A 24596-nucleotide genomic window follows, 5' to 3' on the forward strand; every position below is an offset into this window, starting at 1 on the left:
CCTGAAGAATCAAGCTCATCCACATGGCGAAAATCACCTTTGTTCTCGAAGACGGCCAGGAAGTGGTGGTCCCGCTCACGGAGCGCGTCACCATCGGTCGCGCTGAGGATAATGACGTGATGGTGGATGACGAGCGCATCTCCCTGCAGCACGCCGAGTTGCTCCAAAACGCGGACGGCAGCATCCAGGTCTGCGATTTGAACTCCGAGTCCGGCACCTTCGTCAACGGCGTGCGCCAGAAAAGCTGCACGCTGCTGCACGCTGACCAGCTCGCCTTCGGTCCGCTCGTTGGCCGGCTGGACATGGAGGATCTGGAAGCCCCTCCGGAAACACCCGCAGCAACATCACCTGATGACAAGGCGCACGCGGAGGATATGGCGCGCATGGAGGCGGAGAAGGCACGCCTGAAGGCCGCGGTGGACGCCGTGGCGAAGGAATTGCGCGATTGGGAGAAGCGCGCGGAAAAGGAGCGCGCCCTGCATCTCGCCCGCATCGAGTCGCTCCGTGCCGAGGAGCAGCAGCTCGCCCCGGTGCAGGCCGCTGTGCGCGAAGCGGAGGCAGCGCATCGTGAATGGACGGAGTCTGTCAGTGCTCTTTCAGTCCAGCATCAGGACAAGACCGCCGCGTTGGAGAGCCTGAACGCCCAGCATGTCGAAAAAGCCGCCGAGGTGAAACGCCTCACCGCCGAGTCCGCCACCATCACGCGTGAGGTGGAGGCCCTCACGGCCCGCCTCAAGCAGGTGCGTGACGAGTGCGAGCAGGACGAGGCCCTGCTGAACTCCCTGCGCCAGCAAATCATCAAGCTGGAGGAGAATGTGAAGGAGGAGGAGGAGGCCCGGCAGTCCGCCCTGACCGCTTCTAGTGCCGAGCTTGCCAAAAAAAGGCAAATGGACGAGTCCGCCGTCAAAGACCTCGAATCCCTCCTCATGAAGCTGGAGCAGCAGGCCGCGGCGTCAGAGGGAGCTTTGCAACGCAGCAATGAGGAACTGGCCGCATGCCAAAAAAAAATCGCCGCGCAAAAAAGCGCGCTGGAGGCTGAAAACCGCCGTCTTGAGGAAGCCACGGCCCGCCGGACCGAGATCGAGCGGCAATCCGAGGAGCTTGCGGATGTGACGCGGCAGCTCGCAGACGCGCGGCAGCGCCTTGCGGCCGTTGAGGAGCGTCATCGCGCCGCGCTGGCCGCGGAGTCCGTGCCGCAACTAGCCGTGTCCAAACGCAAAACATCGAAAAAAGACACACCAACGCCTGATGCGGCAGCCAAGGAGCATCAGGAGATCATGGGCAAGGTCGAGGCGGCCCGCCGGGAGTTAAACGAGCTCCAGGCAAAAATCACCGCGCTGCGTGACGCCAAGGCTCCCGCGCCGCACATTCCGGGAGAAGCAGACAGCGCCGCAGGTTCATGGGCCGCCGCCGTCTCAACGCCGGTCATCGTGCAGGTGGAACCGGTGAAACTGGCCCCCGTTTTGATGAAATCAGAGCGTGCCAAGGCGGCACCGTCACCGCCGCCAAAGTGAAATCGCGGAAGGAATGACGAGCACGCCTTCCGGCCTGGCGGGATGAAAATCGCAAAAGGTGGGCTGTGAAGCGTGTTGTCATCCGTGCCGATGACGCTGAGATTGCACGGCCATGAAGATCGACGCACTGTCCCGACTCGAGCGCCATGCAAAGCGCATCGCGGAAATCGCCACGGTGCTCGGCAAGTACGGGCTCGCGGACTTGTTCGGAGGATTTCAATACGCCTGGCTTCAGGACCGCCTCAAAAGCTCCGACGGGCACGCGCTCATCGGCGATGTGACCACAGCAGCCCGTGTGCGCATGGCGCTCACCGAGCTGGGCACCACTTTCATCAAACTGGGGCAGATGCTCAGCACGCGCTCGGACCTGCTCGGCCCGGAGCTGACCGACGAGCTGGCGCAACTGCAATGCAGTGTGCCCGCCGACAGCGCGGAGATCGCACGGACGACGATCGAAAAGGAGCTCGGCAGGCCGGTGCATGAGATGTTCTCGGAGTTCGACGACACGCCGCTCGCGGCGGCCTCCATCGCGCAAGTCCACGCCGCTCTGCTGCCCACCGGCCGCAGTGTGGTGGTCAAAGTGCGCCGCGCCGGTGTGGCCGAGCAGGCGGCGACGGATCTGGAGATCGTGCAGGCGCTCGCGGAGCTGCTGGAAAAGCACTCGCCCGCTCTGCGAGCCTACCAGCCCGTGGCTGTCGTGCGGCAGTTCCGCCGAACGCTCTTGCGCGAGCTCGACTTCACCTACGAGCGCCGCAATCTGGAGGAATTCGCTCGCAATTTCGCCGACGAGCCGACGGTGTGCATTCCCGAGGTGTTCGGAGATTATTGTTCGCATCAGGTTGTGACGATGGAGCGCCTGGAGGGGATCCGCGGGACGGAGATCGACGCGCTAAGGCAGAGCGGCGAGGATCTCGGCGAGTTCGCCCGCCGTGGCGCGAACATGTATCTCGAAATGGTCTTCCGCGACGGCTTCTACCACGCCGATCCGCATCCCGGGAATCTCATCCTGCTGCCGGGCAACATCGTCGGCGTCATCGACTGCGGCATGGTGGGCCGTATCGACGAGGATTTGCGAGATGAGGTGGAATCCCTGCTCGTCGGCATCGTCGAGAATGATTCCTCGCTCGTGTCCGAGCAGGTGCTGCGTCTAGGCGCGGTGCCTCCCACCTGCTCGCGTGAAAAACTGCGCTCTGATCTTCAGGACTTCATGGCGGACTACACCGGCCATCCGCTGAATGAAATCCATGTCGGCGCGGCGCTGTCGAGTCTCGTCGAGATCATCCGGCGCCACCACATCGTGCTGCCGCCGGCCTTGGCGTTGCTTTTGAAGACCATCATCGTCCTGGAGGGCACCTCACGGCGTTTCAGCCCGGAAGTGAGCCTCACGGAGCTGATGCAGCCTTATTGCTCGCGTCTGCTGCTGCGGCGTTTCTCGCCGGGGCGCGTCGCCAAACGCGCGCGGCGGGCCTTCCGCGCCTGGGATCACCTGCTGAAGGCGCTGCCGCGTGATCTGGCCGACCTGCTGGCGCGTTTTCGCGACGGCACGCTCACGGTGCATCTCGACCACCGTCATCTGGATCCCATCGTGAACCGCCTTGTGCTCGGCATCCTCACGGCGGCGATTTTCCTCGGCTCCAGCGAGTTGTGGAGCCGCGAGGCGCCGCCGCTGCTCTACGGCGTGTCCGTTTTCGGCGCGCTGGGCTATGTGCTATCGCTTTTCCTCGGCTGGCGGCTCCTGCGGGCCATCCGCAAGTCCGGGAACATCCAGTCGAAGGATTGAGATTGCAGCGCGGCGGGATTTTTCAGACACTCGTCACATCTCACCCTGCCAGCCATGCAACCACCGCCCATTCCCAGCAAGGACGCCGAGCACCTGCGCACGCTCGTGATCTGCCATTACATCAAGGCCGGCCTCACGCTCATGATGTCCGCCTTCATCCCGCTGCACTATGCGATCATGCGCATGGTGTTCACGAATCCCGAGTTCATGAAGGAAATGCAAAATGCGCAGAAAAGCGGCCAGCCTTTCCCCTTCGATCCGCAGCAGTTCTTTGGCATCTTCCAGTGGTTTTATGTGATCGCCGGGGTGTTCATGCTGGCTGCCATCGTTTTGACGGTGATTTCCGGACGCTTCATCCAGCGCCGGGTGAACCGTACCTTTTCCATCGTCGTTTCAGGCTTCCTCTGCTTGTTCTTCCCGTTCGGCACGATCCTTGGCATCTTCACGCTCATCGTGCTGACGCGGGAGTCCGTCATCCGGCTGTATGCGGAGGCAAAAGCCCCCGCCTGAAACTTTGAACTTGGAACTTGAAACCATCTGGTCGAAAAACTTCCGACTTATTCAACCATCCACCTTCAAGTTCACTCATGTATTTCCTCGGCATCGACAGCGGCACCCAGAGCAGCAAGGCCATCGTCCTCGACCTCGAAACGGGCAAAATCCTCGCCTCCGCCCACTCGACGTATGATTTGATCGAGGGGCTGCCGCCCGGGCATCTCGAACAAGATCCGCAGTTCTGGCTCGATGCCGTGGACGCCTGCGTGCGGCAGTGCCTTGAACAAATCGGCCACGACAAGGCGAAGATCGCCGGCATCGGCGTCAGCGGTCAGCAGCACGGCCTCGTGGCGCTCGGCGCGGACGACAAGCCGGTGCGCGCGGCCAAATTGTGGTGCGATACTTCCACGCAGGCGCAGTGCGCGGAGATCGCGCATCATTTCGGCGGCCAGCCGGGTGTGATCGCGCTCGCGGGGAATGCCATGCTGCCGGGCTACACGATTCCGAAGCTGCTGTGGCTGAAGCAGAACGAGCCGGACAACTTCGCCAAAACGAAGACCATCCTGCTGCCGCACGATTACATCAACTTCTGGCTTACCGGCGTGAAGCGCATGGAATACGGCGACGCCTCCGGCATGGGCATCCTCCACGTGAACACGCGTCAGTGGGCGTATGAAATCTGCGACTTCATCGACCCGCGTGTGCGCGAGATGCTGCCGCCGCTCGGCTCGTCGAAATCCATGCATGGCACCATCCGCAAGGACTTGGCCGTGAAATGGGGCCTGAACTTCGATGTCGTCGTCAGCGCCGGCGGTGGCGACAACATGATGGGCGCGATCGGCACCGGAAACATCAAGCCCGGTGTCGTCACCGCCAGCTTCGGCACCAGCGGCACGCTGTATGGCGTGGCAGATTCTCCTGTGGTCGATGGCCAGGGCGAGGTGGCCGCTTTTTGCGACAGCACAGACCAGTGGCTGCCGCTCGTCTGCACGATGAACGTCACCGTCGTCACCGAGCAGGTGCGCGAGATGTTCCGCTGGGATTTGCGCCAGCTCGAAGCCGCCGTGAAGTCCGCGCCTGCAGGAGCGGACGGCGTGATGTTCCTGCCCTATCTCAATGGCGAGCGCACACCGAACCTGCCGAACGGCACCGGCGTCATTCACGGCCTGCGTCCGACGAACATGGCCCCCACCAACATCGCCCGTGCCGCCGTGGAAGGTGCCACTCTCGGTCTCGCCTACGGTTTGAAGCGTTTCCGCGATCTCGGCATGAACCCGACCGAAATCCGCCTCACCGGCGGCGGCAGCAAGAGCAGCGTGTGGCGTCAGATCGCCGCCGACTGCTTTAACGCCGAAGTCGTCACGCTCAACACCAGCGAGGGTGCCGCGCTCGGCGGCGCGATCCAGGCCGCTTATGTGCATGGCAATCAAACCGGCAAGGTCACCTACGACCAGCTCTGCGCCAAGCTCGTCACCCTCGACGAATCCACCCGCTGCCGCCCGAATGCCGAACGCGCCGAGCTTTACGCCGCGCAGCTCGAAAAACAGATGGAACTGACCGGACGCCTGAACCAGACCGGCTGGCTCTGACCAACTAAATCAAGTCGTTAACCCAAGCCCACAGCGTCACGCACGCGTGCAAGAGTCTTGCGTGCGACGGCGCGGGCTTTCTCGGCGCCTTGGGCGAGAACTTTGTCCACGTAGCCTTTGTCGGCGAGGATCTCGTCGCGGCGGGCGCGGAAGGGGGCGAAATAGTCGGTGACGCCTTGCAGGAGGCGCTTTTTGAAGTCGCCGTAGCCGACGCCTCCGTTGAGGTGGTCGTTCACCATCACGTTGTAGTCGGCTTCGGAAGCGACGAGTTTATAGAGCGCGAGAATGCTGCTGCCCTCGACGGGTTTTGGCGCCTCGACGGGAGTGGAGTCGGTCTTGATGCCCATGATCTTCTTTTTGAGCGGTCCGGGTTCTTCAAAAAGCGGGATGGTGTTGCCATAGCTCTTGCTCATCTTCTGGCCGTCGAGTCCGGGGACGACGGCAGTCTCCTCCTTGATGCGCGGATTGGGCAGCTTGAAGAGGCCTTCGCCGTAAAGCTCGTTCATCTTGACGGCGATGTCGCGGGTGACCTCGACGTGCTGCTTCTGATCGCGGCCGACGGGCACCACATCGCTGTCGTAGATGAGGATGTCGGCTGCCATGAGCACAGGATAAGCGAACAGGCCGTGCGAGGGCTTGATGCCGTTGGCGATCTTGTCCTTGTAGCTGTGGCAGCGTTCGAGCAGGCCCATCGGTGTGACCGTGCTGAGGATCCATGAGAGCTCGCAGTGCTCCGGCACGTCGCTCTGGCGGAAGAAGACGCATTTGTCCGGATCGAGGCCGCAGGCGAGGAAATCGACGGCCAGTTCGCGCACGTATTCGCGCAGCGCCTTGCCATCGTGGACGGAGGTGAGCGAGTGGTAGTCAGCGATGAAGTAGTAGGCGTCGCCCTCGTGCTGCAATTTGAGCGCGGGCTCCATCATTCCGAAGAAATTGCCGAGATGAAGTCTGCCGCTGGGTTGGAGGCCGGAAAGGATGCGCATGGTCTTGAAAGGTGTCTGGGAGATGGAGGCGGAGTTTGAATGACGAATGCGGAATGTCGAATCCGTTCTCCGTAGCAAAACTGCGAAGGATGAATGCCGAATGAGAGGGCCGAAGGGGCGCTGCTGGCGAAAATCTGCAGGTCAGGCCAGCCGGCGTGCTGCGAGCAGGCCGTGTTTCGGCCCGAAGACGAAGGCCAGCGCGAACAGCGCGGCCTGGGCGAGCACGATGCAGGCTCCGGTGGCGCCATTGATGAAGAAGCTGACGTAAACACCGAGGCAGCTTGCGAACACGGACGAACCGGCGGCGATGAGCAGCATGCGATCACAACGATCCGTGAGCAGCCGGGCGGTGCAGCCGGGCGTGATGAGCATGGCGACGACGAGGATGATCCCAACGGCCTGGAGCGAGGCGACAATGGTGGCGGCGAGCAGGCTGAGCAGCACGTAGTAGAGCAGCTTCGTGTTCAAGCCAATGGCACCGGCATGGGCGGGATCAAAGCAGAAGAGCAGCAGGTCTTTGCGCATGAGCAAGATGACCAGCAGAGTCAACAGGGAGGCGGCGATGGTCTGGATCATGTCGTCACGTTCGATGCCGAGAATGTTGCCGAAGAGGATGTGATTGAGGTGGGCCTCCGTCTCGACCTTCGTGAATAGCACGAGGCCAAGGGCGAACAGGCCAGTGAAGACGATGCCCATGACGGTATCCTCCTTGATGCGTGTGTTGGATTTGATCCAACCGGTGGCCGTGGCGCAGAACAGGCCGGAGACAAAGGCTCCCACGGCCAGCGGCAGGCCTAGCATGTAAGCACCGACCACGCCGGGCAGGACGGCGTGCGAGATGGCGTCGCCCATTAGCGACCAGCCTTTGAGGATGAGATAGCAGGAGAGCACCGCGCACACCGCCCCGACGAGAGCGCCGACGAGCAGCGCCTCGATCATGAAGCTGTATTGAAAGGGGGCGAGCAGGTTCATGCGGATGCGGCGGCGCGGCGTTGCGCACGGGCGGTAAGAAGGCCGTGTTTGGGCGCGAAAATGAGTGCGACGAGGAAGACGAGGGTTTGCAGCACGACGATGCAGCCGCCAGTGGAGCCGTTGAGAAAGTAGCTGGCGTAAGCGCCCGCCACGCCGCAGAAGACGCCGGTGAGCGAGGCGATGGCCAGCATTCTGCCAAAGCGATCGGTCAGCAGATACGCGGTGGCTCCTGGCGTGACGAGCATGGCGACGACGAGGCATGCGCCGACGGTCTGCAAGGCGGCGACGGCCGTGGCGGAGAGCAGCGCGAGCAGCAGGAAGTGCAGGAAGCGTGTGTTGAGGCCAAGGCTGCGCGCATGGCCCTCATCGAAGCAGTAGAGGAGCAGGTCACGCCATTTCAGACCGAGCACGAGGAGCGAAACGGTGGAGATGATGAGCACCTGGAGGATGTCGGGATCGGAGATGGCGAGGATGTTGCCAAAGATGATCGTGCGCAGGTTCAGATTGCTCGGGAAGAGCGAGAGTAGCAGCAGGCCGAGCGCGAAAAAGCTGGTGAAGACTACGCCGATGACCGCGTCCTCGCGCAGTCGTGAGTTGTTTTTCACCCACCCCATGCCCAAGGCCGCGAGGATGCCCGCGACGAACGCGCCGAGCGAAAACGGCAGTCCCAGCAGCCATGCGAGCGACACGCCAGGTACAACCGCATGCGAGAGCGCGTCTCCCATGAGCGACCAGCCCTTCAGCGTGATGAAGCACGATAAAAACGCGCACACGCCGCCGATGAGGCCGCTCACGAGGATGGCTTTCACCATGTACTCGTACTCGAAGGGAGTCAGGAGGCTGGACATGGTGAAATGACGAATGATGAATGGCGAATGACGAATAAATAGCGAAGCGCGATTGGCGGGAAGGAGGGCCATTCGTCATTCGCCACTCTGGTTTCGTCATTCATTCTCCGACCTCCTTGGCTCTCACCTTGACCAGCTCCTCGCGCCCCTGACGCTCCGTGTATTCCAAATGCCCGTCTTTGCCGAACACGAGCGGGCGCTCGTCGTCGGTGAACAGCTTCACGGTGCGGCCGTCGTGCTCCTGGATGGTGGATTCCTCGAAGTGGAACTGGCGCAGCACGCCACCGAAGGCGCGGGAGAGGTTTTCCTCGGTGAAAACACGCTCGGTGGGGCCGAAGGCTAGCACGGTGCGGTTCACGAGCACGACCTGGTCGCAAAACTCGGGCACGCTGCCGAGATTGTGCGTGGAAACGAGCATGATGTGGCCCTCGGAGCGCAGGGAGCGCAGCAGCTCGATGATGGCGGTCTCGGTCTGCACGTCCACGCCGGTGAAGGGCTCGTCCAGCAGCATGATGCGGCCGCGCTGCGCCAGAGCGCGGGCCAGGAAGACGCGTTTCTTTTGCCCGCCGGAGAGTTCGCCGATCTGGCGGTCTTTGAAATCGCTCATCCCGACGCGTTCGAGGCATTCCTGTGCGACTCGTTTGTCCTCGGCACGCGGGATGCGCATGAAATTCATGTGGCCATAGCGGCCCATCATTACCACGTCCCAGACGCTGACGGGGAAGGTCCAGTCCACTTCCTCGCTCTGTGGCACGTAGGCGACGAGTTGGCGCTTCCGCGAAGCTTCGACACCGAGACCGGCGATTTTCACGCCGCCTTTGACCGGGCGCAGGAAGCCCATAATGGATTTGAATAGCGTGCTCTTGCCACTGCCGTTCACGCCGACCAACGCGCAGATCGTCCCGGCTCCAAGGGTGAAGGACGCGTCCCGTAGCGCGATGTGGCCGTTGTTGTAGGCCACGGTGACATCGGCGACTTCGATCGAGAGCGGCGGGGTGGTTGCGGGCATTCTTCGTCAGGGATGGGTGAACGCCTTCACGATGGTGTCGGCGTTGTATTGCAACAGCTTCAGAAATGTCGGCGCGGGGCCGTCATCCGCTGTGAGCGAGTCCACATACAACACGCCGCCGTAACGCGCACCCGTTTCCTTGGCCACTTGCAGCATGGCCTTGTCACTGATCGTGCTTTCGGAGAAGACGACCGGGATTTTGTTCGCGCGCACGGTGTCCATGACCTTCCGCACCTGCTGCGGCGTGCCTTCCTGGTCGGCGTTGATGGGCCAGAGGTAGAGTTCCTTCATGCCGTAGTTGCGGGTGAGGTAAGAAAACGCCCCCTCGCAGCTCACGAGCCAGCGTTGATCGGCGGGAATGGCCTCCAGCTTCTTGCGCACGGGTTCGTCGATGGCGCGGAGTTCGGCGGTGTAAGCGGCGGCATTTTTGGTGTAGGTCGCCTCGTTCGCGGGATCGAGCTTCACCAGCGCCTTGCGGATGTTTTCGACGTAGATGACGGCGTTTGCGGGCGACATCCACGAATGCGGGTTCGGCTTGCCGGTGTAAGGGCCTTCGCCGATGCCCATCGGCTCGATGCCTTCGGTGAGCACCACGCTGGGCACGTCCTGCACCTGCTGGAGAAATTTTTCAAACCAGCGCTCCAGCCCCATGCCGTTCCACAGCACGAGATCGGCGTCCTGCGCCTTCACCAGGTCGAGCGGAGTCGGCTCGTAGTCGTGAATCTCCGCGCCGGGCTTGGTGATGGATTCCACGATCGCCGCCGTGCCCGCGACATTCTGCGCGATGTCCTGGATGATCGTAAACGTCGTCAGGATGCGTTTCGGGCCGGTGCGGGTCTTTTCTGGCGTTTTGCCGCAGGAAACGAGCAAACCGCAGAGTAGCAGAAGGAAGGTCAGTTTTTTCATGATGGATCAAAAACGAAAGCTCACGCCGCTGAAGACACCGAAATCAGGCGCCGGGCGGTTCATGCCAATACGAACGCCAGCGTCAAAGATCAGCGAATCAGTGACGGCAAAGGTCACGCCGGCGTCGAAAATCCCGATGTAAGCGGTGTCCTGGCCGGCGATGCCGACGAGTTCAAGATACATGCCGAGTTTTTCGGTCAGCCCGACGCCGAGCGTGGCGGAGTGCAGCCATTCAAGGTCGTGGCCGTTGGTTTCGCTGTCATGAACGATGTCAACCTCGGCCATCAGACCGAGGGAAATCCGGTCGGAGAGTGTGATGGAAAGCGGCATGATGAGGCCGCCAGCCCAGGCCTCGTCGCTGACGTTGGAATGTGTGGGAATGGTGATGTAAGGCATCAGGGCAAGGGCCGCCGGTCCGGAGTCGTTGCCAAACAGGTTCTTTTTCAGGCGCACCGTGATGTCGCCAAAACCCGACGTGGCGGTTTCGTCTCCACGTTCGGACTCTCCGGCGACGGCGTGGCTGTTGAGGATCACCTGCAGGTCTGTGCTGCGTGTGAGCCCGGCCTTGAGGTTCGCCTGGCCGTAGAGCCAGGTTTCGGAGGATCTGCCCTGGACGGCGTCGGCGTCGCGGCTGTAGTCGAAGAAGCTCATTTCCACCTGAAACATCCCGGCGGGCACCGTGTAGCCGGATTCGGTCGTGTCAGGCCGGTCGGTGCTCATCTCGCGGACAGGCTCGGCCGCCGGCGAGGAGCCGAGGAAAGGTGGCAGGAGCGCGAAAAGCAAAAGATTGATCCGCATGAGAAAGTTAGTCTGGACTAAGAACATCAGCCCTGGCTGACAGGCAAGCGCAAATTTTAGCCTGGGCTAACATTGTCAGCCCGGGAAATTGTGCTTTGCCTCTCCCGCGGTCTTGGCTACTGCTCGCTTGATGCCAGCCAAGCGCCAGGAAACCACCGCACATGTCCATTCCCCCGCTATCGAGGACTACCTGGAGCAGATCCACAATCTGATCGCCTTGAAGGGCTACGCTCGTGTGGTGGACATTGCCAAAAACCTCGAAATCTCCCAGGCCAGCGTCACGAATATGATCCAGCGGCTGGATGCCGAGGGATTTGTCGTTTACGAGCGCTACCGTGGGGTCGTGCTGACCGAAAAAGGCGGGAAGGTGGGTTCTGAAATCGCGCGCAGGCACGAGGTTCTCACGCGCCTGCTCGCCGGCTTCGGCCTCGATCCGAAAACCGTCCATGAGGACGTGGAAGGCATGGAGCACCACATCAGCCGCCAGACGCTCGATGTGCTGACGCTGCTGATGGAGGAACTGGAGGGCAATTCAGAGCTGATGAGGAAGCTCAAACGCAAGCTCGCCCAACGAACGTGACAAAATACGGCGCGCGGTCACCAATTCTCGGGTGATAGACCAGAGATTGATCGACGTTCAAGGGCTTGTGAAAGTATTCTGGAATAGAATGATGCTCATTCTTGCTCTTATGCTGGCGCTGCCGGTCGGGCTGGAGGCATGCTCTGTTCCAGGCACTTTGGATGAAGCAGACCAGCCTCACGCGCTGATCGGGGCCGACGACGACATGTCGCACATCGACGCGCAGGCATCCGATGTTCCTTCGGATTTCTTGGGACTGGCCGACTTGCCTGCAGCAACATCCGTTTACTCGGTCGTTGCTGCCAGCATGAACCGCGCGGAGACGCGGTGGAACGTAGCCCGGGCGGAGCGCGGAACGCGTCTGCACCGCAGGCTTTGCAGGGAGTTGTGTTGATAAGCGGACAGCTTCGTCATTGAACCACGGCCGCGAAGGACAGGGATCTTCTCCTGCGTCAGGCCGGGCTCCTCGAATCACGGAAGATCCATGTCCTCTTAAAGCCACACATCATCTCATGAAAACCATCCTTTCCTTTGCCAGTCTGCTTGTCTTCTCCACCGCCGCTTTTGCCGGCCCCCAAAAAGTCATGCTCCAAGTCCGCGTCGAAAGCGAGCGCGGCTCCAAAGGCGCCAACGACTCCAAGTCACCCGACGAAAGCCGCGCACGCTGGTTGGTCGTGCGTGTCACCAACCCTGCGCCCGTGAAAATGGAGGGGCTCACCCTCAAATGGAACTTCTACGCCGATGACCTGAAACGTGGTCATGATGAAGTCGTCCTCCATAAGTCGGGCGATGAGAGTTTCAGCATCGAGCCCTCCGGACGGTCCACGGATGTGACCACGCCCAAGGTGGTCTTTGAATGGACGCCCCAGCATTCCGTGCGCTCTGGCAGCGGGCGTCGCGTGAGCTACAAGAAGGTGGATGAGACTGGTCATCGCTATCATGGTTATGCCGTGCAGGTGCTCCAGGGGGGCGAGGTCATTGCTGAGGCCAGCAACGATCCGAAGCTTCTCAAAGCCTCTGAATGATTTCGCGATGGCATCCAACGTGCCCGTGCGTTATTAAAGCATCCTTCCGTCATGAGTCCGCGCTCCCGTCACACCGAGCACACGCCGTTTTCGCGGCTTGTGCATCTGCTGCTGCTTGCCGGCTGGATGCTGTCAACGCAGGGGGGCGCCCCGGCGCTATGTCTCGCTGCCGCTGTCATGGATGGCGAGCATGCGGTCAAGGTGCGCGCCTCGCAGTCGGGTGATGTCAGCGTGGTGCTGTCGCACGAAGGGGGGCTGGACGCCGCCATCTCGCACCAGCATGATCCGCTTGGCGCATTGGTCGTCGCCTTCTCTCAGAAACCCGCCGAGGGCGAGCCGGATCATGTCCTCTCGTTCAAGTCGGTCGAGGATGCCTCGCGCACACTCCGCCGGGCTTCCATTCAAGTGAGCCTTCCCGCTTTCGTGCTGGTGGTTTCCCCTGGATCACCCTGCCTGTCGCCAAAAAGGGTGCGTGTGTCGTCGAGCGCGCAGTTTCAGGCGCCCGCATGGTCCCCCGGTCTCGAAATCAAGAAGAGCAGGATGATCATGCGTTGTTGAGTGCTTGGGAAAGCCACGTTGCTCCGCGCTTGCGGAGATCATCGCATCATGACCGCCACGCGGTGATGCAAGCAATCCCCCTCATTCAATCAACGCGCCATGAAACCGCTCACCTTTTTCTTCAGCCTCCTTTTCCTCTCGCACGCCTCAGCAGATCCGTTTTCCGTCAATTCACTCGTCCAGAAAGCCCTCGCCACGCATCCTGAGCTTCGTTTTTACGAGGCGCAGATCGATGTCGCCTCCGCCGGCAAGACCAAGGCCGGAGAAATCAAAAATCCCGATCTCATGACCGGCGTCGGCAACTGGCGTGTGCGTGACCTCGCCACCAACAACGTCACCGATGGACCCACCTGGGCCGTGCAGCTCACGCAGACCTTTGAGTGGCCCGGACGTCTCTCGCTGCGCAAAGCCATCGCGCAAAAGGACATCGAGCTCGCGCAGCTCGGCCTCGAGCAGTTCCGCGCCGCGCTCGCGGCCAAGGTGCGCACCATCTCGTGGAAGATGCTCGCCGCGCAGGAGAAGACCAAAGCCGCCGATGAAGTCGCGAAACGCTTCCAATCGCTCGCCGAGGTTCTTTTGCAGCGCGATCCGGCTGGCGCCGCACCGCGTTTGGAAGCTCGCATCATTCAAGCCAGCGCCCTCACACTCGGTGCTGAGGCCACTTTGGCCCGCAACGAGCTCGCTTCGGCCCGTTTTGAGCTGAACCAGCTTTTGGGCGAAAAAGCCGAGCATCCGCTCGAGCTGAAAATGGAGAACCTCACGCTCAATCCGCCTCCCGCGCTCGAATCCCTGCTCGTGAACGCACGCAAAAAGAACTTCGACCTTCGCGCCCGCATCATCGATGTGCAGCAGCAGGGCTATGAGGTGAAACTTGCTGAAAACGAGCGCTGGCCCTCCATCACCGTGCAGCCCTACATCCAGCGTCAGCAAAACGAGACGCGTGAGACTCAGGTCGGCATCGGCGTGTCTATTCCGCTGCCGCTTTGGAACCGCAACAAGGGTGCCATCGACGCCGCCAAAGCCAAGGAGGTGCAGGCCGAGGTCATGCTCACCGCACAGATGCGCCAGCTTGAGCGCGATGTCGCCGCGCAGGCCAGCCATTACAAGATTCACGTCGAAGAGCTCGCCAAATGGCCTGCCGACACGCTCGACAGCTTCCGCAAAGCCGCCGCCGAGGCCGATGAGCACTACCGCCTCGGCGCACTGCCGCTTTCGACCTACACCGAGCTTCAGCGCCAATACATCGACAGCGTCAAAGCCGTCCTCGAGTCCCAGCTCGGTGCCGTCGATGCACGTCTCCAGCTTGAGCAGCTCACCGGATCGAAACTCAACTAATCCAACACGACCATGCTCAATTTCCTGTTGGAGTTCTCCGTCCGGCAGCGCGCACTCGTGCTGCTCGGCGCCTTCTGCCTGCTTGGTGGAGGGTTGTATTCACTCATGCATCTGCCCATCGATGCGGTGCCGGATCTCACCGGGCCGCAGGTGCAGGTGAATGTCGCCGTGCCGGCGCTCGCGCCCGAGGAATCGGAACGCGCCATCACGCGACCGATTGAAATGGCGCTCAGCGGCATGCCCGGCGTGCTCGACTCGCGTTCCATCACCAAATTCGGCCTCAGCCAGGTCACCGTCGAGTTTGAGGACGGCACGGACATCTTCCGCGCACGGCAGCTTGTTACAGAACGCCTCACCGCCGTCATGCAGGATCTGCCGCCCGGCAGCGAGCTCAGCCTCGCGCCGATCAGCACCGGCCTCGGCGAGATCTTCTACTACACGCTGCATTGGAAGAAGGATGCCAAGGAGAAGCCCGCCGATGAACGCGAAGGCCTCATGCGCCTCTGGGAAACGCACGAGTACATCGTCAAACCCATGCTGCGCACCGTGCAGGGCGTCGCAGAGATCAACAGCAACGGCGGCCATCAGCGCCAAGTCACCGTCGAGCCCATGCTCGACAAGCTCAAGGCCGCCAACATGACCGTTGGCGAACTCGCCGACATCATTCGCGGCAACGTCGAAAACGCCGGTGGTGGCATCATCAACCGCGATGGCGAGCAGCTCACCATCCGCAGCGTCGGCCGCGTGAGCACCGCGGAGGAAATCGCCAAGTTGCCGATCAAATTCGGTGCCGCCGTGCAACCGATGAAAGTCGAAGACGTCGCCAAAGTGCAGTGGGGAGCCGGATTTCGCGGCGGTGCGGCCACGATGGATGGCGAGGAGGTCGTGCTCGGCACCGTCATGATGCTCATGGGGCAAAACGCCCGCATCGTTTGCCATCGCGTGGCACCGCGACTCGAGGAAGTGCGCGAAAAACTCCCGCCGGGCATGGATGTGACCATCGTTTATGAACGCAGCGACCTCGTCGAGGCCACCGTGAGCACGGTGGAGAAAAATCTCGTCGAAGGTGCCATCCTCGTCGTCGTCGTGCTGCTCGTGCTGCTGGGAAACTGGCGTGCGGCGCTCATCGTCGCGCTCGCCATCCCGCTTTCCTTCCTCTTTGCCATCAGCGGCATGGTGCAGGGCGGCTGGTCCGGCAATCTCATGAGCCTTGGAGCAGTCGATTTCGGCCTCATCATCGACGGCGCGGTCGTCATGGTCGAAAACATCGTCCGCAGGCTTGGCATCAAGCAACACCACCTCGGCCGAGTTTTGACGCGTGAAGAGCGTTCACGCGAAGTTTTGGCCGCGAGCAAGCAAATGGCCTCGCCGATGTTTTTCGGCGTTTTGATCATCACCATCGTCTATCTGCCCATTTTGACGCTCACAGGCATCGAAGGGAAAATGTTCCGCCCGATGGCGGTGACGGTCATTTTCGCCCTCGCAGGCGCTTTGCTGCTCGCGCTGACGTTGATGCCCGCCATGTGCTCGTTCTTCCTCGGCGGAAACATTGCCGAGAAGGAGAATTTCATCATCAAAGGCCTCAACGCCATCTTCCAGCCGCTGCTGCGCATCTCGATGAAGCTCCGCTGGCTCGTCGTGCTCTGCGCCGTCGGCTTCTTCGCCTTCTGCGGCTGGAAATTCACCACGCTCGGTGCCGAGTTCGTGCCAAAACTCGATGAAGGCAGCATCGCAGCCATGATTTACCGCAAGGTCGGCATGAACCTCAAGGAGTCGCTCCACGAGGACCTCGAGCTCGGCAAAATGGTGCGTGAGAAGTTCCCGATGGTGACGCGCTTCTTCACCCGCAGCGGCACCAGCGAGGTCGCCACCGACCCCATGCCGCCGAACGAGACCGACTTCTACGTCTTCTACAAACCGCTCAGCGAATGGCCCAAAGGCCCCGGCCTGCCGACGACGAAAGAGGAACTCTGCGCCGCCATCGAAGAAGAAGCCCTGCGCGAACACGACGGCCAGACGATCGAGTTCGGCCAGCCCATCGAAACGCGCTTCAATGAGATGATGGAAGGCACGAAGGCCGAGCTCGCCGTGCGCATCTACGGCACTGAATTCGACACGCTCGAAAAACTCGCCAATCAGGTCAAAGACATCATCAACGATACGCCCGGCGGCGAGGCCGAGCTCGAAACCGACGGCCGTCCGAGCACCGTGGTGCTCCAGGTGAAGCGCGATGTGCTCACCAAATACAACGTGCCGCTTTCCGAAGTGAACCGCGCCGTCTCTGCCGGTCTCGGTGGCGAGGTCGCCGGTCAGGTCGTCGAAGGCAACCGCAAGCGCGACATCGTCGTGCGTCTTCCCGAAGAAGATCGCTCCAAGGAAGAGATGATGAAATCACTGCCACTGCGTGTCGGTGATTACGGCATGATTCCACTTGGCGATGCCGTGGACATCCGCACCGAAAAAGCCGTCGATCCCATCCGCCACAGCCGCACGCAACGCCGCGCTGCCTTGCTCGTCGGCGTCAAAGGCCGCGACATGGAAGGCTTTGTCAACGAAGCCACCGCCCGCATCAAAAAGGAGGTCAAATTCCCCGAAGGCTACGACTTCGAGTTCGGCGGCACCTTTGAGAACCTCCAGGAAGCCCGCGCCCGCCTCGCCATCGTCGTGCCGACGGCCTTGGTGCTCATCTTGATGCTCATCTTCTTCGCCTTCGGCAGTGTGCGGCAGACCCTGCTCGTTGCCACCGGCATCCCGCTCGCCCTCACCGGCGGCATCATCGCCCTCGGTCTGCGCGGCATGCCCTTCAGCATCACCGCTGCCGTCGGTTTCATCGCCCTCAGCGGCGTCGCCGTGCTCAACGGCCTCGTGCTCGTGAACTACTTCAACGAACTGCGCGAGGAAGGCATGAACGTCCGCGATGCCGTGCTCAACGGCGTCGCCACGCGACTGCGCCCCGTGATGATGACCGCCCTCGTCGCGGCCCTCGGCTTCGTGCCCATGGCCCTCGCCCACGGTGCCGGCGCCGAAGTCCAGCGCCCCCTCGCCACCGTTGTCATCGGCGGCATCATCAGCTCCACGATCCTCACGCTGATCCTGCTGCCGGTGCTCTATGACTGGATCGAGCGGGCGGTGAAGAAAGAGGCAGAACTGTCCGCAGGTTGAGCCCGCATCTGAGCGGGTCTGGCCGTCATTGCGCGGATCACCGGCGGTAATCACTGCCGGTGATCCTGACCGGATGTCAGGAGTCGATGAATTCCGATCCGCTGGTGCCGGCACGGCTACCCCACACGCCGGCGAAATGATGCGCGAGGCGGAGCTTCCGGACGGCGGGGGGTGAGATGATGTAGGGATACAACAGAGGAGCGCCGAAACTTCGGGAGACTTCGTTCATCACGGTGACGAGGGAGAGCCAGCGCTGAAGCAGATCGTGAAAAGCGCTGTCCTCGCGTTGCGTGGATGAGGCGAGCGCCGTCGGAAGCGTGCAGGAGTCCGGCAGCGGGGCGGGGGAAACCGCGCCGCTCCGGATGCCAAACTGCCCGCCCGTCTCCAGGCCATCGACGATCTGGAGGTAATGCGCCCAAGTCTCCGCCCAGTCTTCCCAGGGATGCGCGGCGGCGTAAGGCGTGATGAAACGTTGCTGCCAGTCGGCGGGTGGGCCTTGCCGGTAGTAGCGCTGGAGGGCGTCGCTGTAGCTGAAGGACTCGTTGCCGAAGACCTCGCGGAAGGCGAAGCGCGCGGGGTTCATCCACTCGAGCCGGGACAGAAAACGATCCCACAAATAGTGGCCGCTTTCATGGCGGAAGTGGCCGAGGAGCGTGCGCGAGGCCTCGCCGAGCTGCTGGCGGTTGATCTGTCGCCAGGTGTCGTCGGCTTCTTCGAGGCTGACGGTGATGACACCGCCGAGATGCCCCATGGTGACACGGGGATCGAGCGTCGTGCTGACGATGTCAAAGGCGAGGCCGTTTTGCGGATCTTCCGCCAGTGAAGGAAGGGGGATGCGCAGGGCATGCAGGGTGTGGATGAGACGCCGCTTCGCAGCCTCCATGAGGCCCCAGTGCCTGCGGTTTTGCTCCGTGCCCAGGTCGGGAATGGTGCGGGTCAGCCGGCAGGAGCGGCAGAACGCCGCGCTGGAGGCGGCGGGCAGCAGCCAGTTGCACACGCCATGCCGCGCGCCGTTGGCGCAGCGCTTCAGATGGGCGTCGAGAGGACGCATGAGGTCCTGCATGGGATCGTAGCCCACCTCGAGACCGCAGCGCAGGCACTGGGAGCTTTCAAAGTAAAGCGCGTTGCCGCAGGTGCAGTGAAAGGACTTCATGCCCGTCCTCCCTCCACCGTCATGGAACCAAGCGCGAGCGTGTCGAATGTGTCATTGGCGCGCATGTCACGCCGCCGAGGTATAGCCGCCCGTCTCACAAAGAAGGGCAGGGGTTTGCTCGCATGACGCAGCAGACACCGTCCGCATCGCAAAAGCAAACGACGAATCGCCGCGACAATGGTGCAGGGATCGCCTCAGACGAAGGCCGGAATCGGCACCCCGCGCTTCGCGCCTGTGCCGCCGTAGATGTTGAAGCTGCCGCTGCCGGCGGGAATGAGGTCGTGCGGGGAGACGCCCATGAGTTTTCCGATCGTGGCGTGGAAGTCGAGCACGGTGACGGGGTTCTCGACGACGCGAGTGCCGGTCTCGTCGGTCTTGCCATACGTCTGGCCGCCTTTGACGCCGCCGCCGGCGATGAACGATGAAAACGCGATGGGATGATGATCGCGGCCGCTGCCGTTGATCTTGGGCGAACGCCCGAACTCGGTGGTGAGCACCACCAGCGTGCTTTCCAGCAGGCCGCGTGCTTCGAGATCTTCGAGCAGTGTGGAGACGGCATTGTCCACGACCTGGGCGAGCGCCTCGACGGTGGCGAAGTTGTTGGAATGCGTGTCCCAGCCACCGAGCTCGATTTCGACGAACTTCGTGCCGCGCTCGACGAGCCTGCGGGCCAGCAGCACGCCCTGGCCGAAGTAGTTTTCGCCGTAGTCGCTAACCAGCCTGCCTTTCTCCTGCGTGATGTCGAAGGCGTCGAGATCCTTGCTCGTCATGAGCTTGATCGCGTCGGCAAAGACATCCGCGTGCGCCTTCACCTCGGCCATGGGGTAGCGCTTGAGAAAGTCGTTGTTGAGCTTGTCGGCGAGTCCGGTGCGTTTGCGCAGATTCGCCATGGAGTCGCCTTGCTGAAGCTGCGTGTGCTCCAGTCCCTTGCTGGCATCGAGCACGGGCACGGGCGCAAAGCGCGCGTCCATGAAGCCCGCGCCGGGATGGCCGGCGAGATCGGCGAGACGGATGTAAGGCGGCAGCGTGGAGGCACCTTGCGTGACCTGCCGCGCCACCCAGGAGCCGAGCGCGGGATGCCTCATGGAGGGGGAGACCTCGTAGCCGGTGAGCACCTTGTACATGCCCGGTTCGTGCGCGCCCTGCGTGTGGTGCATGGAGCGCACGACGGCGATCTTGTCGCCATGCTCCGCGAGCTTCGGGAAGAAGCCGGAGATCTGCAGATCAGGCGACTTCGTCTTAATGGTGCGCGTGGAGCCTTGATAACCGGCGGGCGCGTCCGGCTTCGTGTCAAAGGTGTCGAGGTGGCTCATGCCGCCGCGCATGTAGAGGTAGATGACATGACCGGCGAACTTCGGCGCGCTCGTCTCCACGGCGCGCGCGAGCATGGCGGGCGGCAAGAGGCTGACTCCGAGGCAGGTTTTGGCCATGCGCGTGATGAATTCACGGCGTGCGAGGTCATCGAGCTGGTTGAGGGGATGTTTCATGGTGTGGCGGTTACTTTTGAAAGATGAACTCGGCGGTGGAGAGCAGCATGCGGGCGAGCGCCTTCGCGTTGCGCGTCTCGCCCAATGTTTCCTGGCACGCGTCGGTCTCCTCCTTGGTGGGTTCGCGTGTCAGCACGGCGAGGAAGGCGGCGCGGGCGGCATCGCGGATGTTATTGGCGTTCCGGAGGCTTTCAGCGAGCGGACTGCCGGAGCGGGCGACGTGATCAAAGAAGCTGCTGTTCAGCATGAGCAGCGCCTGCGGCACGGTGGAGGCGCTCCAGGCGTCGCCGATGAAGTCGCGGTTGCCCTGGCCGAACATGCGCAGGAAATGGCCGTCCGGCGTGGGCTGCGGCAGCTCCGAGGCACGCTCCAGGCCGCCACCGGCGAATTCCTTCGCCATTTCCTTGCGCAGACGTGCGCGGCGGTCCTCGGCCTTCATCTCGCGCTCCTCCTCGCCGGCCATCTTGCGCGCCACGCCGGTGACATCGCTGGCCTTTTTTGCATCCACGGCGGCTTCGAGAGCCTCGACCCCCGGCGGGTCGAAATTGAGCTTCACATCGAGGTCTTTGACCGCGAGCGCCATCATCGAGTCCCACACCTGCTCCGCGCTCAAGCGTCGCACCACGGGGCCGGGGAAGCGATACACCGTCTCGGCGTCCTGCGGCGGCATTCCGGCCTCGCGTTGATAGGCTTTAGTCAGGCAGATGACGCGCAAAATCTGCCGGATGTCGTATTTCGACTCGCGCACAACATGCACGAGGTATTGCGCGAGGTCGGGGTTCGCGCAGTCGGCGATTTCCCGCACTTGATCGACGCGTCCGGCGAAGGGCAGGCCGAAAAGCTTCGCCCAGAGCCGGTTTGCGAGCGTGAGGCTGAAGCGTGTGTTTTGCGGCGAGGTGACCCACGCGGCCAATGTTTCCGCCGGACGCGCGCCTGCGGGTGGTGCCTCGCCATAAAGCACGGCGGCGCGAATGACATCGCCGGGCTTGGCGTCGGGATACTGGTAGTCATCCGGCAGCGTGGCGGGGATGCCCATGTCGTTCACGACACCAGCGCCGCCGGCGGCGCGCTGGAGCGCGAGCAGGGCGTTTTTGATGCGCTCGTATTTCTGCTGCCGTTCATAGCTCATGCCGGCCATCGCCAGGCGGTCGTAGCGCTCCGCAGCTTCGCGGATTTTGTCCGCTTCCACGGTGCCGACGGTTTCCTCCTTCGACGCGGTGCGTATGCCGGAGGTCCAGGCGAGGAACTGGTGGTAATCCTTCCGCGTCCAGCGGTTGTAGGGATGGTCGTGGCATTGCGCGCAGGAAATCTGCGTGCCGAGGAAGAGCGTGGCCGTGCTCTCGATGTTCGCGGCGTGGTTCTCGCCATCGCGCAGGTAATAACCTGCCGCGGGCGCCCGCCAGCCGTAGCCCTCAGGGCTGAGCAGTTCACGCGTCCACACGTCGAAGGGTTTGTTGTCCCGCACGCTCTGCTTGATCCAGGCGAGGTAAAAATCTCCCTGCACACCCTCGGCGAGGTCGTCCTTCGCGCGCAGCAGGTCGCACCAGTAGTTGAACATGTGGCTGACGTGGCCGCTGGAGGCGAGCAGCTCGTCGATCAGGCGGGAGCGTTTGTCCGGCTCCTTCGCGCTCAGGAAGCGTTTGGCTTCGTCGCTGGTCGGAATGCGGCCGACGAGGTCGAGATAGACACGGCGCAGCCAGGTGGCGTCGCTGGCAAGCGGACGCGGCTCCTGCGCGTGCCTGGTGAGGTCGGCTTCGATGAGTTGATCAATGCGCGCGGCCACGGCCTGCGATTTGGAAATGTCCACGGCCTCGTTTTGCGTCGCGATGATGACCTCCTTCGCCCGCGTCGAGGTCCAGGAGCCGAAATTCGCGCCTTCATCGACCCAGCGGCGGATAAGGGCGATCTCGTCGGCGCTGAGCGGCTTGCCCTCGTTCGGCGGCGGCATGAGATCGTCGTCGTCCTTCTTGAGGGAGATGGATTTCACCAGCGTGCTTTTGTCCGGCTTGTGCGGCAGCACGAGGTTGTCCGAGCGGCTCTTGTCCCGGATGAGCTCGAGGTCGTCGAGCCGCACGCCGCCCTTCGGCTTCTTCAGCTTGCCGCTGTGGCATTCAAAGCACGAGCGCTCGAGGATGGGCAGCACATGCTTCTCGAAATCGACTTTCGTGGAGGCGTCGGGGATGACCACGGCCAACTCGCCTGTGGATTTGGAGGCGAGGTTCATCGGCGCCGGCAGCGTGGACTCGGCCATCGCCGGAGGCGCGGGCTTCGCTTCCGGCGGTTTCACCGGCTCCGGCGCTTTTTCTACAATCATGGGTGGCGGGGCAGGGGGCGTCACGTTCGCCACAGGCTGCGGCTTGGGCTTCTCAGGGGCCGCCGGTGCTGCCGGGGCGGCGGGTTTGAGCGATGGAAATGAAAAGGTGATGACCGGGGCGGGCTTCGGCGGCTCGGCGATGATGTGGCCGTGCAGGATGACGCGTTTGCCGGTGCGCTGGGCGACGGTGGGGCCGAGATCGAGCCAGAGAAACACATCCGGCCACGCGAAACTGCCGCTGAGGAGGCCGATGAGCACCGCGGCGGCGGCCGTGGTCCATTTCGGCAGCGCGGTGAACCAGCGCCGCCGCTTGCGCGTGCCGATGGTGGTCGCCTCGATGCTGAGCATCAGGTCCTCGACGGGCGACACGCCCACGCTTGCCTCGATGGCCTCCGCCAGCGCCTCGGGCGTGCCAATTTTTTCCAAATGCACACGCAGCAGCGCGTCCATGCCGAGCTGCTGCTCCAGTTCCTTGAGCGTGTCAGGATCGGCGGCCAGCGCCTGCCATTCCTCGTTGGAAAGCACGCCCTCAAGGGCCTTGTCGATGGCTTCGTCGTGGTTCATGCCGGTTTTTGCTGCATCTGGGATTCAATGCAATGGCGCAACTGCTGCCGCACGCGCATGAGCAGCGTGCGCACGGCCAGCACGCTGCGTCCGGTGCGCTGGGCGATCTCCTCGCTGCTGAGCTGCTGCTCGTAGCGCAAGTCGAGGACGGTGCGCTGGTGGTGCCGCAGCTTTTCCAGGCATGTGGCGAGATGATCGGACTCATCGCTCACCGGCTTCTCCGCGGCCTCCAGCGCCATCTCCCAGCGCACCATCTCGGAGTAGCGCTCGTGCTTGATGGATTCGCGGGCGTAAGCCTTCAGGCGGTCGCGTAGCAGGTTGTGCGCGATGCTGCGCAGCCACGGCTGCATGTTTCCTTCCGTGAAATCAGCGATGTTTTGATAGGCGAAGACAAACGTGTCATGCGCCACCTCGTCGATGAGGTCCGGAACCGGAGCGCGCAGCGCGAGGAACGAGCGCAGACGCTGCAGATGCCGCTCCATGAGTGAACGAAACGCCTGTTCGTGACCCTGGCTGACCTCTCTGGCTAGCTCAGGATCGGTGGGGGCGTGGGAATCGATCGGCAGTGGCATATGCTGATGATATGGACTGCCACGAAGGTAGTGTGGCGGAAAATTTTACCACACAGGCATTTACCGCAGGTCCGGCGGTGTGCTGGTGCCGTAACCCGGTGGTGGCGGTGGGATTCCCGAGGGCGGAGCCGTAGTGCCGTAGCCTGCCGGCGGGGCACCATAACTCGCCGGAGGTGCTCCATAGCCAGCGGGAGGCGGGGCGCCGTAGTTCGCCGGGGGCGCTCCATAGCTCGGCGGCGGAGGCGCCGGCGCGTTCTGGCTGAATCCGCCGGAGGACTGCGGCTGCTGGCCGGGAATGGTCTTCGCCGTCACGGTCACATCCGCCATCTGCATGTAGGGGATCTGGATGTGCTCCGCCGCGGCGCGGGAGAGATTGATCACGCGGCCCGGATAGTGGGGGAAGCGGTCGTTCACGATGACCTTCACGCTGCGGCCGCTGTAGTTGTTCTTCACCTTCACCTCGGTGCCAAAGGGCAGCGAGTTGTGCGCGGCGGTCCAGCCTTGCGGGGAATACACCTGGCCGGAGCTGGTCATGTGGCCCGCGTAATGATCCGCCACATAGGAGGCGTATCCGCGCGCCTCGTAGGCGGGCTTGGCGCAGCTCGCCAGCAGGGCGGCCATGGCGGGGAGGACCAGTCGGGAGAACGCGTGATGATTCATGTGCGGCTGGACGGAGATATACCCGCGATTGGCAGGCGGCACAATCACCGTCTGAGCTCTGCGGAAAAGAGGATGCGAAAGCCGGCCGCCGCCCCGGAGCCGCTGTTCGCCCGTTAGGATCCGTTGCCGGTCATGACGAGCCGAGTCAGAAAGCACAGACAAAGCCGCGCCAGCGTCCTGGAGTGCGCTGGCCCTCCAGCGCTTTCGCGGGCGTCCTTGGGATTGCGCAAGCTCCCACGCCGTCGGGCAGGCCGTCGAGGTTGATGACTTCGATGTCGCTGACGGGTGCGTC

Annotated in this window: 21 protein-coding genes; 10 read left to right on the forward strand and 11 right to left on the reverse strand. The window is 62.6% G+C overall.

Going from position 1 to position 24596, the window contains the following annotated elements:
- Window positions 1–23: 23 nt before the first annotated feature.
- From ACILSE_RS08100 to xylB, 4 genes are all read left to right on the forward strand, one after another.
- Window positions 24–1514, forward strand: coding sequence for an FHA domain-containing protein (locus tag ACILSE_RS08100; RefSeq protein WP_395716871.1), 1491 nt, complete (start codon window positions 24–26; stop codon window positions 1512–1514).
- A 112-nt stretch (window positions 1515–1626) separates the two neighbouring features.
- Window positions 1627–3294, forward strand: coding sequence for an ABC1 kinase family protein (locus ACILSE_RS08105; RefSeq protein ID WP_395716872.1), 1668 nt, complete (start codon window positions 1627–1629; stop codon window positions 3292–3294).
- A 54-nt stretch (window positions 3295–3348) separates the two neighbouring features.
- Window positions 3349–3804 (forward strand): hypothetical protein, encoded by a 456-nt coding sequence (locus ACILSE_RS08110; protein WP_395716873.1) that lies wholly within the window; start codon window positions 3349–3351, stop codon window positions 3802–3804.
- A gap of 77 nt (window positions 3805–3881) precedes the next feature.
- Window positions 3882–5378, forward strand: a complete 1497-nt coding sequence (xylB, locus tag ACILSE_RS08115; protein WP_395716874.1) for a xylulokinase — start codon at window positions 3882–3884, stop codon at window positions 5376–5378.
- Window positions 5379–5395: 17 nt separating this feature from the next.
- Here xylB and trpS read toward each other — a convergent pair whose 3' ends face one another.
- From trpS to ACILSE_RS08145, 6 genes are all read right to left on the reverse strand, one after another.
- Window positions 5396–6361 carry a tryptophan--tRNA ligase gene (gene trpS, locus ACILSE_RS08120; RefSeq protein WP_395716875.1) on the reverse strand — a complete coding sequence of 322 codons (966 nt, stop codon included), beginning with the start codon at window positions 6359–6361 and terminating at the stop codon, window positions 5396–5398.
- 141 nt (window positions 6362–6502) lie between these two features.
- Window positions 6503–7333 (reverse strand): metal ABC transporter permease, encoded by an 831-nt coding sequence (locus tag ACILSE_RS08125; protein WP_395716876.1) that lies wholly within the window; start codon window positions 7331–7333, stop codon window positions 6503–6505.
- A complete protein-coding gene (locus ACILSE_RS08130) occupies window positions 7330–8181 on the reverse strand; it encodes a metal ABC transporter permease (RefSeq protein ID WP_395716877.1) in 852 nt (283 codons plus the stop codon). The genes ACILSE_RS08125 and ACILSE_RS08130 overlap by 4 nt, the downstream gene beginning before the upstream one ends.
- Before the next feature lie 100 nt (window positions 8182–8281).
- Window positions 8282–9190 carry a metal ABC transporter ATP-binding protein gene (locus ACILSE_RS08135; RefSeq protein ID WP_395716878.1) on the reverse strand — a complete coding sequence of 303 codons (909 nt, stop codon included), beginning with the start codon at window positions 9188–9190 and terminating at the stop codon, window positions 8282–8284.
- Between the two features lie 6 nt (window positions 9191–9196).
- Window positions 9197–10096, reverse strand: coding sequence for a metal ABC transporter substrate-binding protein (locus ACILSE_RS08140; RefSeq protein WP_395716879.1), 900 nt, complete (start codon window positions 10094–10096; stop codon window positions 9197–9199).
- 6 nt (window positions 10097–10102) lie between these two features.
- A complete protein-coding gene (locus ACILSE_RS08145; protein ID WP_395716880.1) occupies window positions 10103–10894 on the reverse strand; it encodes a transporter in 792 nt (263 codons plus the stop codon).
- A gap of 130 nt (window positions 10895–11024) precedes the next feature.
- On the opposite strand from ACILSE_RS08145, the gene mntR reads away from it, so the two are divergent.
- From mntR to ACILSE_RS08175, 6 genes are all read left to right on the forward strand, one after another.
- Window positions 11025–11474 carry a transcriptional regulator MntR gene (gene mntR / locus ACILSE_RS08150; protein WP_395716881.1) on the forward strand — a complete coding sequence of 150 codons (450 nt, stop codon included), beginning with the start codon at window positions 11025–11027 and terminating at the stop codon, window positions 11472–11474.
- 88 nt (window positions 11475–11562) lie between these two features.
- Complete coding sequence (locus ACILSE_RS08155; RefSeq protein ID WP_395716882.1) at window positions 11563–11868, forward strand: hypothetical protein; 306 nt, start codon at window positions 11563–11565, stop codon at window positions 11866–11868.
- Between the two features lie 118 nt (window positions 11869–11986).
- A complete protein-coding gene (locus tag ACILSE_RS08160; RefSeq protein ID WP_395716883.1) occupies window positions 11987–12499 on the forward strand; it encodes a hypothetical protein in 513 nt (170 codons plus the stop codon).
- 51 nt (window positions 12500–12550) lie between these two features.
- Window positions 12551–13057 carry a hypothetical protein gene (locus ACILSE_RS08165; RefSeq protein ID WP_395716884.1) on the forward strand — a complete coding sequence of 169 codons (507 nt, stop codon included), beginning with the start codon at window positions 12551–12553 and terminating at the stop codon, window positions 13055–13057.
- 99 nt (window positions 13058–13156) lie between these two features.
- On the forward strand, window positions 13157–14392 hold the full coding sequence (locus tag ACILSE_RS08170; RefSeq protein ID WP_395716885.1) for a TolC family protein: 1236 nt from the start codon (window positions 13157–13159) through the stop codon (window positions 14390–14392).
- Between the two features lie 12 nt (window positions 14393–14404).
- Entirely contained in the window at window positions 14405–17554 is a 3150-nt protein-coding gene (locus ACILSE_RS08175) for an efflux RND transporter permease subunit (protein WP_395716886.1), read from the forward strand.
- A gap of 76 nt (window positions 17555–17630) precedes the next feature.
- Here the strand turns inward: ACILSE_RS08175 and ACILSE_RS08180 are convergent, their stop codons facing one another.
- The 5 genes from ACILSE_RS08180 to ACILSE_RS08200 form a co-directional block, all read right to left on the reverse strand.
- Complete coding sequence (locus ACILSE_RS08180; protein WP_395716887.1) at window positions 17631–18707, reverse strand: putative zinc-binding metallopeptidase; 1077 nt, start codon at window positions 18705–18707, stop codon at window positions 17631–17633.
- 194 nt (window positions 18708–18901) lie between these two features.
- A complete protein-coding gene (locus ACILSE_RS08185) occupies window positions 18902–20194 on the reverse strand; it encodes a DUF1501 domain-containing protein (RefSeq protein WP_395716888.1) in 1293 nt (430 codons plus the stop codon).
- Window positions 20195–20204: 10 nt separating this feature from the next.
- Entirely contained in the window at window positions 20205–23072 is a 2868-nt protein-coding gene (locus ACILSE_RS08190) for a DUF1549 domain-containing protein (RefSeq protein WP_395716889.1), read from the reverse strand.
- On the reverse strand, window positions 23069–23644 hold the full coding sequence (locus ACILSE_RS08195; RefSeq protein ID WP_395716890.1) for an RNA polymerase sigma factor: 576 nt from the start codon (window positions 23642–23644) through the stop codon (window positions 23069–23071). The genes ACILSE_RS08190 and ACILSE_RS08195 overlap by 4 nt, the downstream gene beginning before the upstream one ends.
- 60 nt (window positions 23645–23704) lie before the next feature.
- Entirely contained in the window at window positions 23705–24265 is a 561-nt protein-coding gene (locus ACILSE_RS08200) for a septal ring lytic transglycosylase RlpA family protein (protein ID WP_395716891.1), read from the reverse strand.
- Window positions 24266–24596 lie beyond the last annotated feature (331 nt).

Source organism: Prosthecobacter sp., from assembly GCF_044236155.1.
In the GTDB taxonomy this organism is placed as follows: Bacteria; Verrucomicrobiota; Verrucomicrobiia; order Verrucomicrobiales; family Verrucomicrobiaceae; genus Prosthecobacter.

Bases quoted from the DNA above. Each gene is read 5' to 3' on its own strand.
- ACILSE_RS08100 (WP_395716871.1), top strand. From the start codon at position 24: ATGGCGAAAATCACCTTTGTTCTCGAAGACGGCCAGGAAGTGGTGGTC.
- ACILSE_RS08105 (WP_395716872.1), top strand. From the start codon at position 1,627: ATGAAGATCGACGCACTGTCCCGACTCGAGCGCCATGCAAAGCGCATC.
- ACILSE_RS08110 (WP_395716873.1), top strand. From the start codon at position 3,349: ATGCAACCACCGCCCATTCCCAGCAAGGACGCCGAGCACCTGCGCACG.
- xylB (WP_395716874.1), top strand. From the start codon at position 3,882: ATGTATTTCCTCGGCATCGACAGCGGCACCCAGAGCAGCAAGGCCATC.
- trpS (WP_395716875.1), bottom strand. From the start codon at position 6,361: ATGCGCATCCTTTCCGGCCTCCAACCCAGCGGCAGACTTCATCTCGGC.
- ACILSE_RS08125 (WP_395716876.1), bottom strand. From the start codon at position 7,333: ATGAACCTGCTCGCCCCCTTTCAATACAGCTTCATGATCGAGGCGCTG.
- ACILSE_RS08130 (WP_395716877.1), bottom strand. From the start codon at position 8,181: ATGTCCAGCCTCCTGACTCCCTTCGAGTACGAGTACATGGTGAAAGCC.
- ACILSE_RS08135 (WP_395716878.1), bottom strand. From the start codon at position 9,190: ATGCCCGCAACCACCCCGCCGCTCTCGATCGAAGTCGCCGATGTCACC.
- ACILSE_RS08140 (WP_395716879.1), bottom strand. From the start codon at position 10,096: ATGAAAAAACTGACCTTCCTTCTGCTACTCTGCGGTTTGCTCGTTTCC.
- ACILSE_RS08145 (WP_395716880.1), bottom strand. From the start codon at position 10,894: ATGCGGATCAATCTTTTGCTTTTCGCGCTCCTGCCACCTTTCCTCGGC.
- mntR (WP_395716881.1), top strand. From the start codon at position 11,025: ATGCCAGCCAAGCGCCAGGAAACCACCGCACATGTCCATTCCCCCGCT.
- ACILSE_RS08155 (WP_395716882.1), top strand. From the start codon at position 11,563: ATGATGCTCATTCTTGCTCTTATGCTGGCGCTGCCGGTCGGGCTGGAG.
- ACILSE_RS08160 (WP_395716883.1), top strand. From the start codon at position 11,987: ATGAAAACCATCCTTTCCTTTGCCAGTCTGCTTGTCTTCTCCACCGCC.
- ACILSE_RS08165 (WP_395716884.1), top strand. From the start codon at position 12,551: ATGAGTCCGCGCTCCCGTCACACCGAGCACACGCCGTTTTCGCGGCTT.
- ACILSE_RS08170 (WP_395716885.1), top strand. From the start codon at position 13,157: ATGAAACCGCTCACCTTTTTCTTCAGCCTCCTTTTCCTCTCGCACGCC.
- ACILSE_RS08175 (WP_395716886.1), top strand. From the start codon at position 14,405: ATGCTCAATTTCCTGTTGGAGTTCTCCGTCCGGCAGCGCGCACTCGTG.
- ACILSE_RS08180 (WP_395716887.1), bottom strand. From the start codon at position 18,707: ATGAAGTCCTTTCACTGCACCTGCGGCAACGCGCTTTACTTTGAAAGC.
- ACILSE_RS08185 (WP_395716888.1), bottom strand. From the start codon at position 20,194: ATGAAACATCCCCTCAACCAGCTCGATGACCTCGCACGCCGTGAATTC.
- ACILSE_RS08190 (WP_395716889.1), bottom strand. From the start codon at position 23,072: ATGAACCACGACGAAGCCATCGACAAGGCCCTTGAGGGCGTGCTTTCC.
- ACILSE_RS08195 (WP_395716890.1), bottom strand. From the start codon at position 23,644: ATGCCACTGCCGATCGATTCCCACGCCCCCACCGATCCTGAGCTAGCC.
- ACILSE_RS08200 (WP_395716891.1), bottom strand. From the start codon at position 24,265: ATGGCCGCCCTGCTGGCGAGCTGCGCCAAGCCCGCCTACGAGGCGCGC.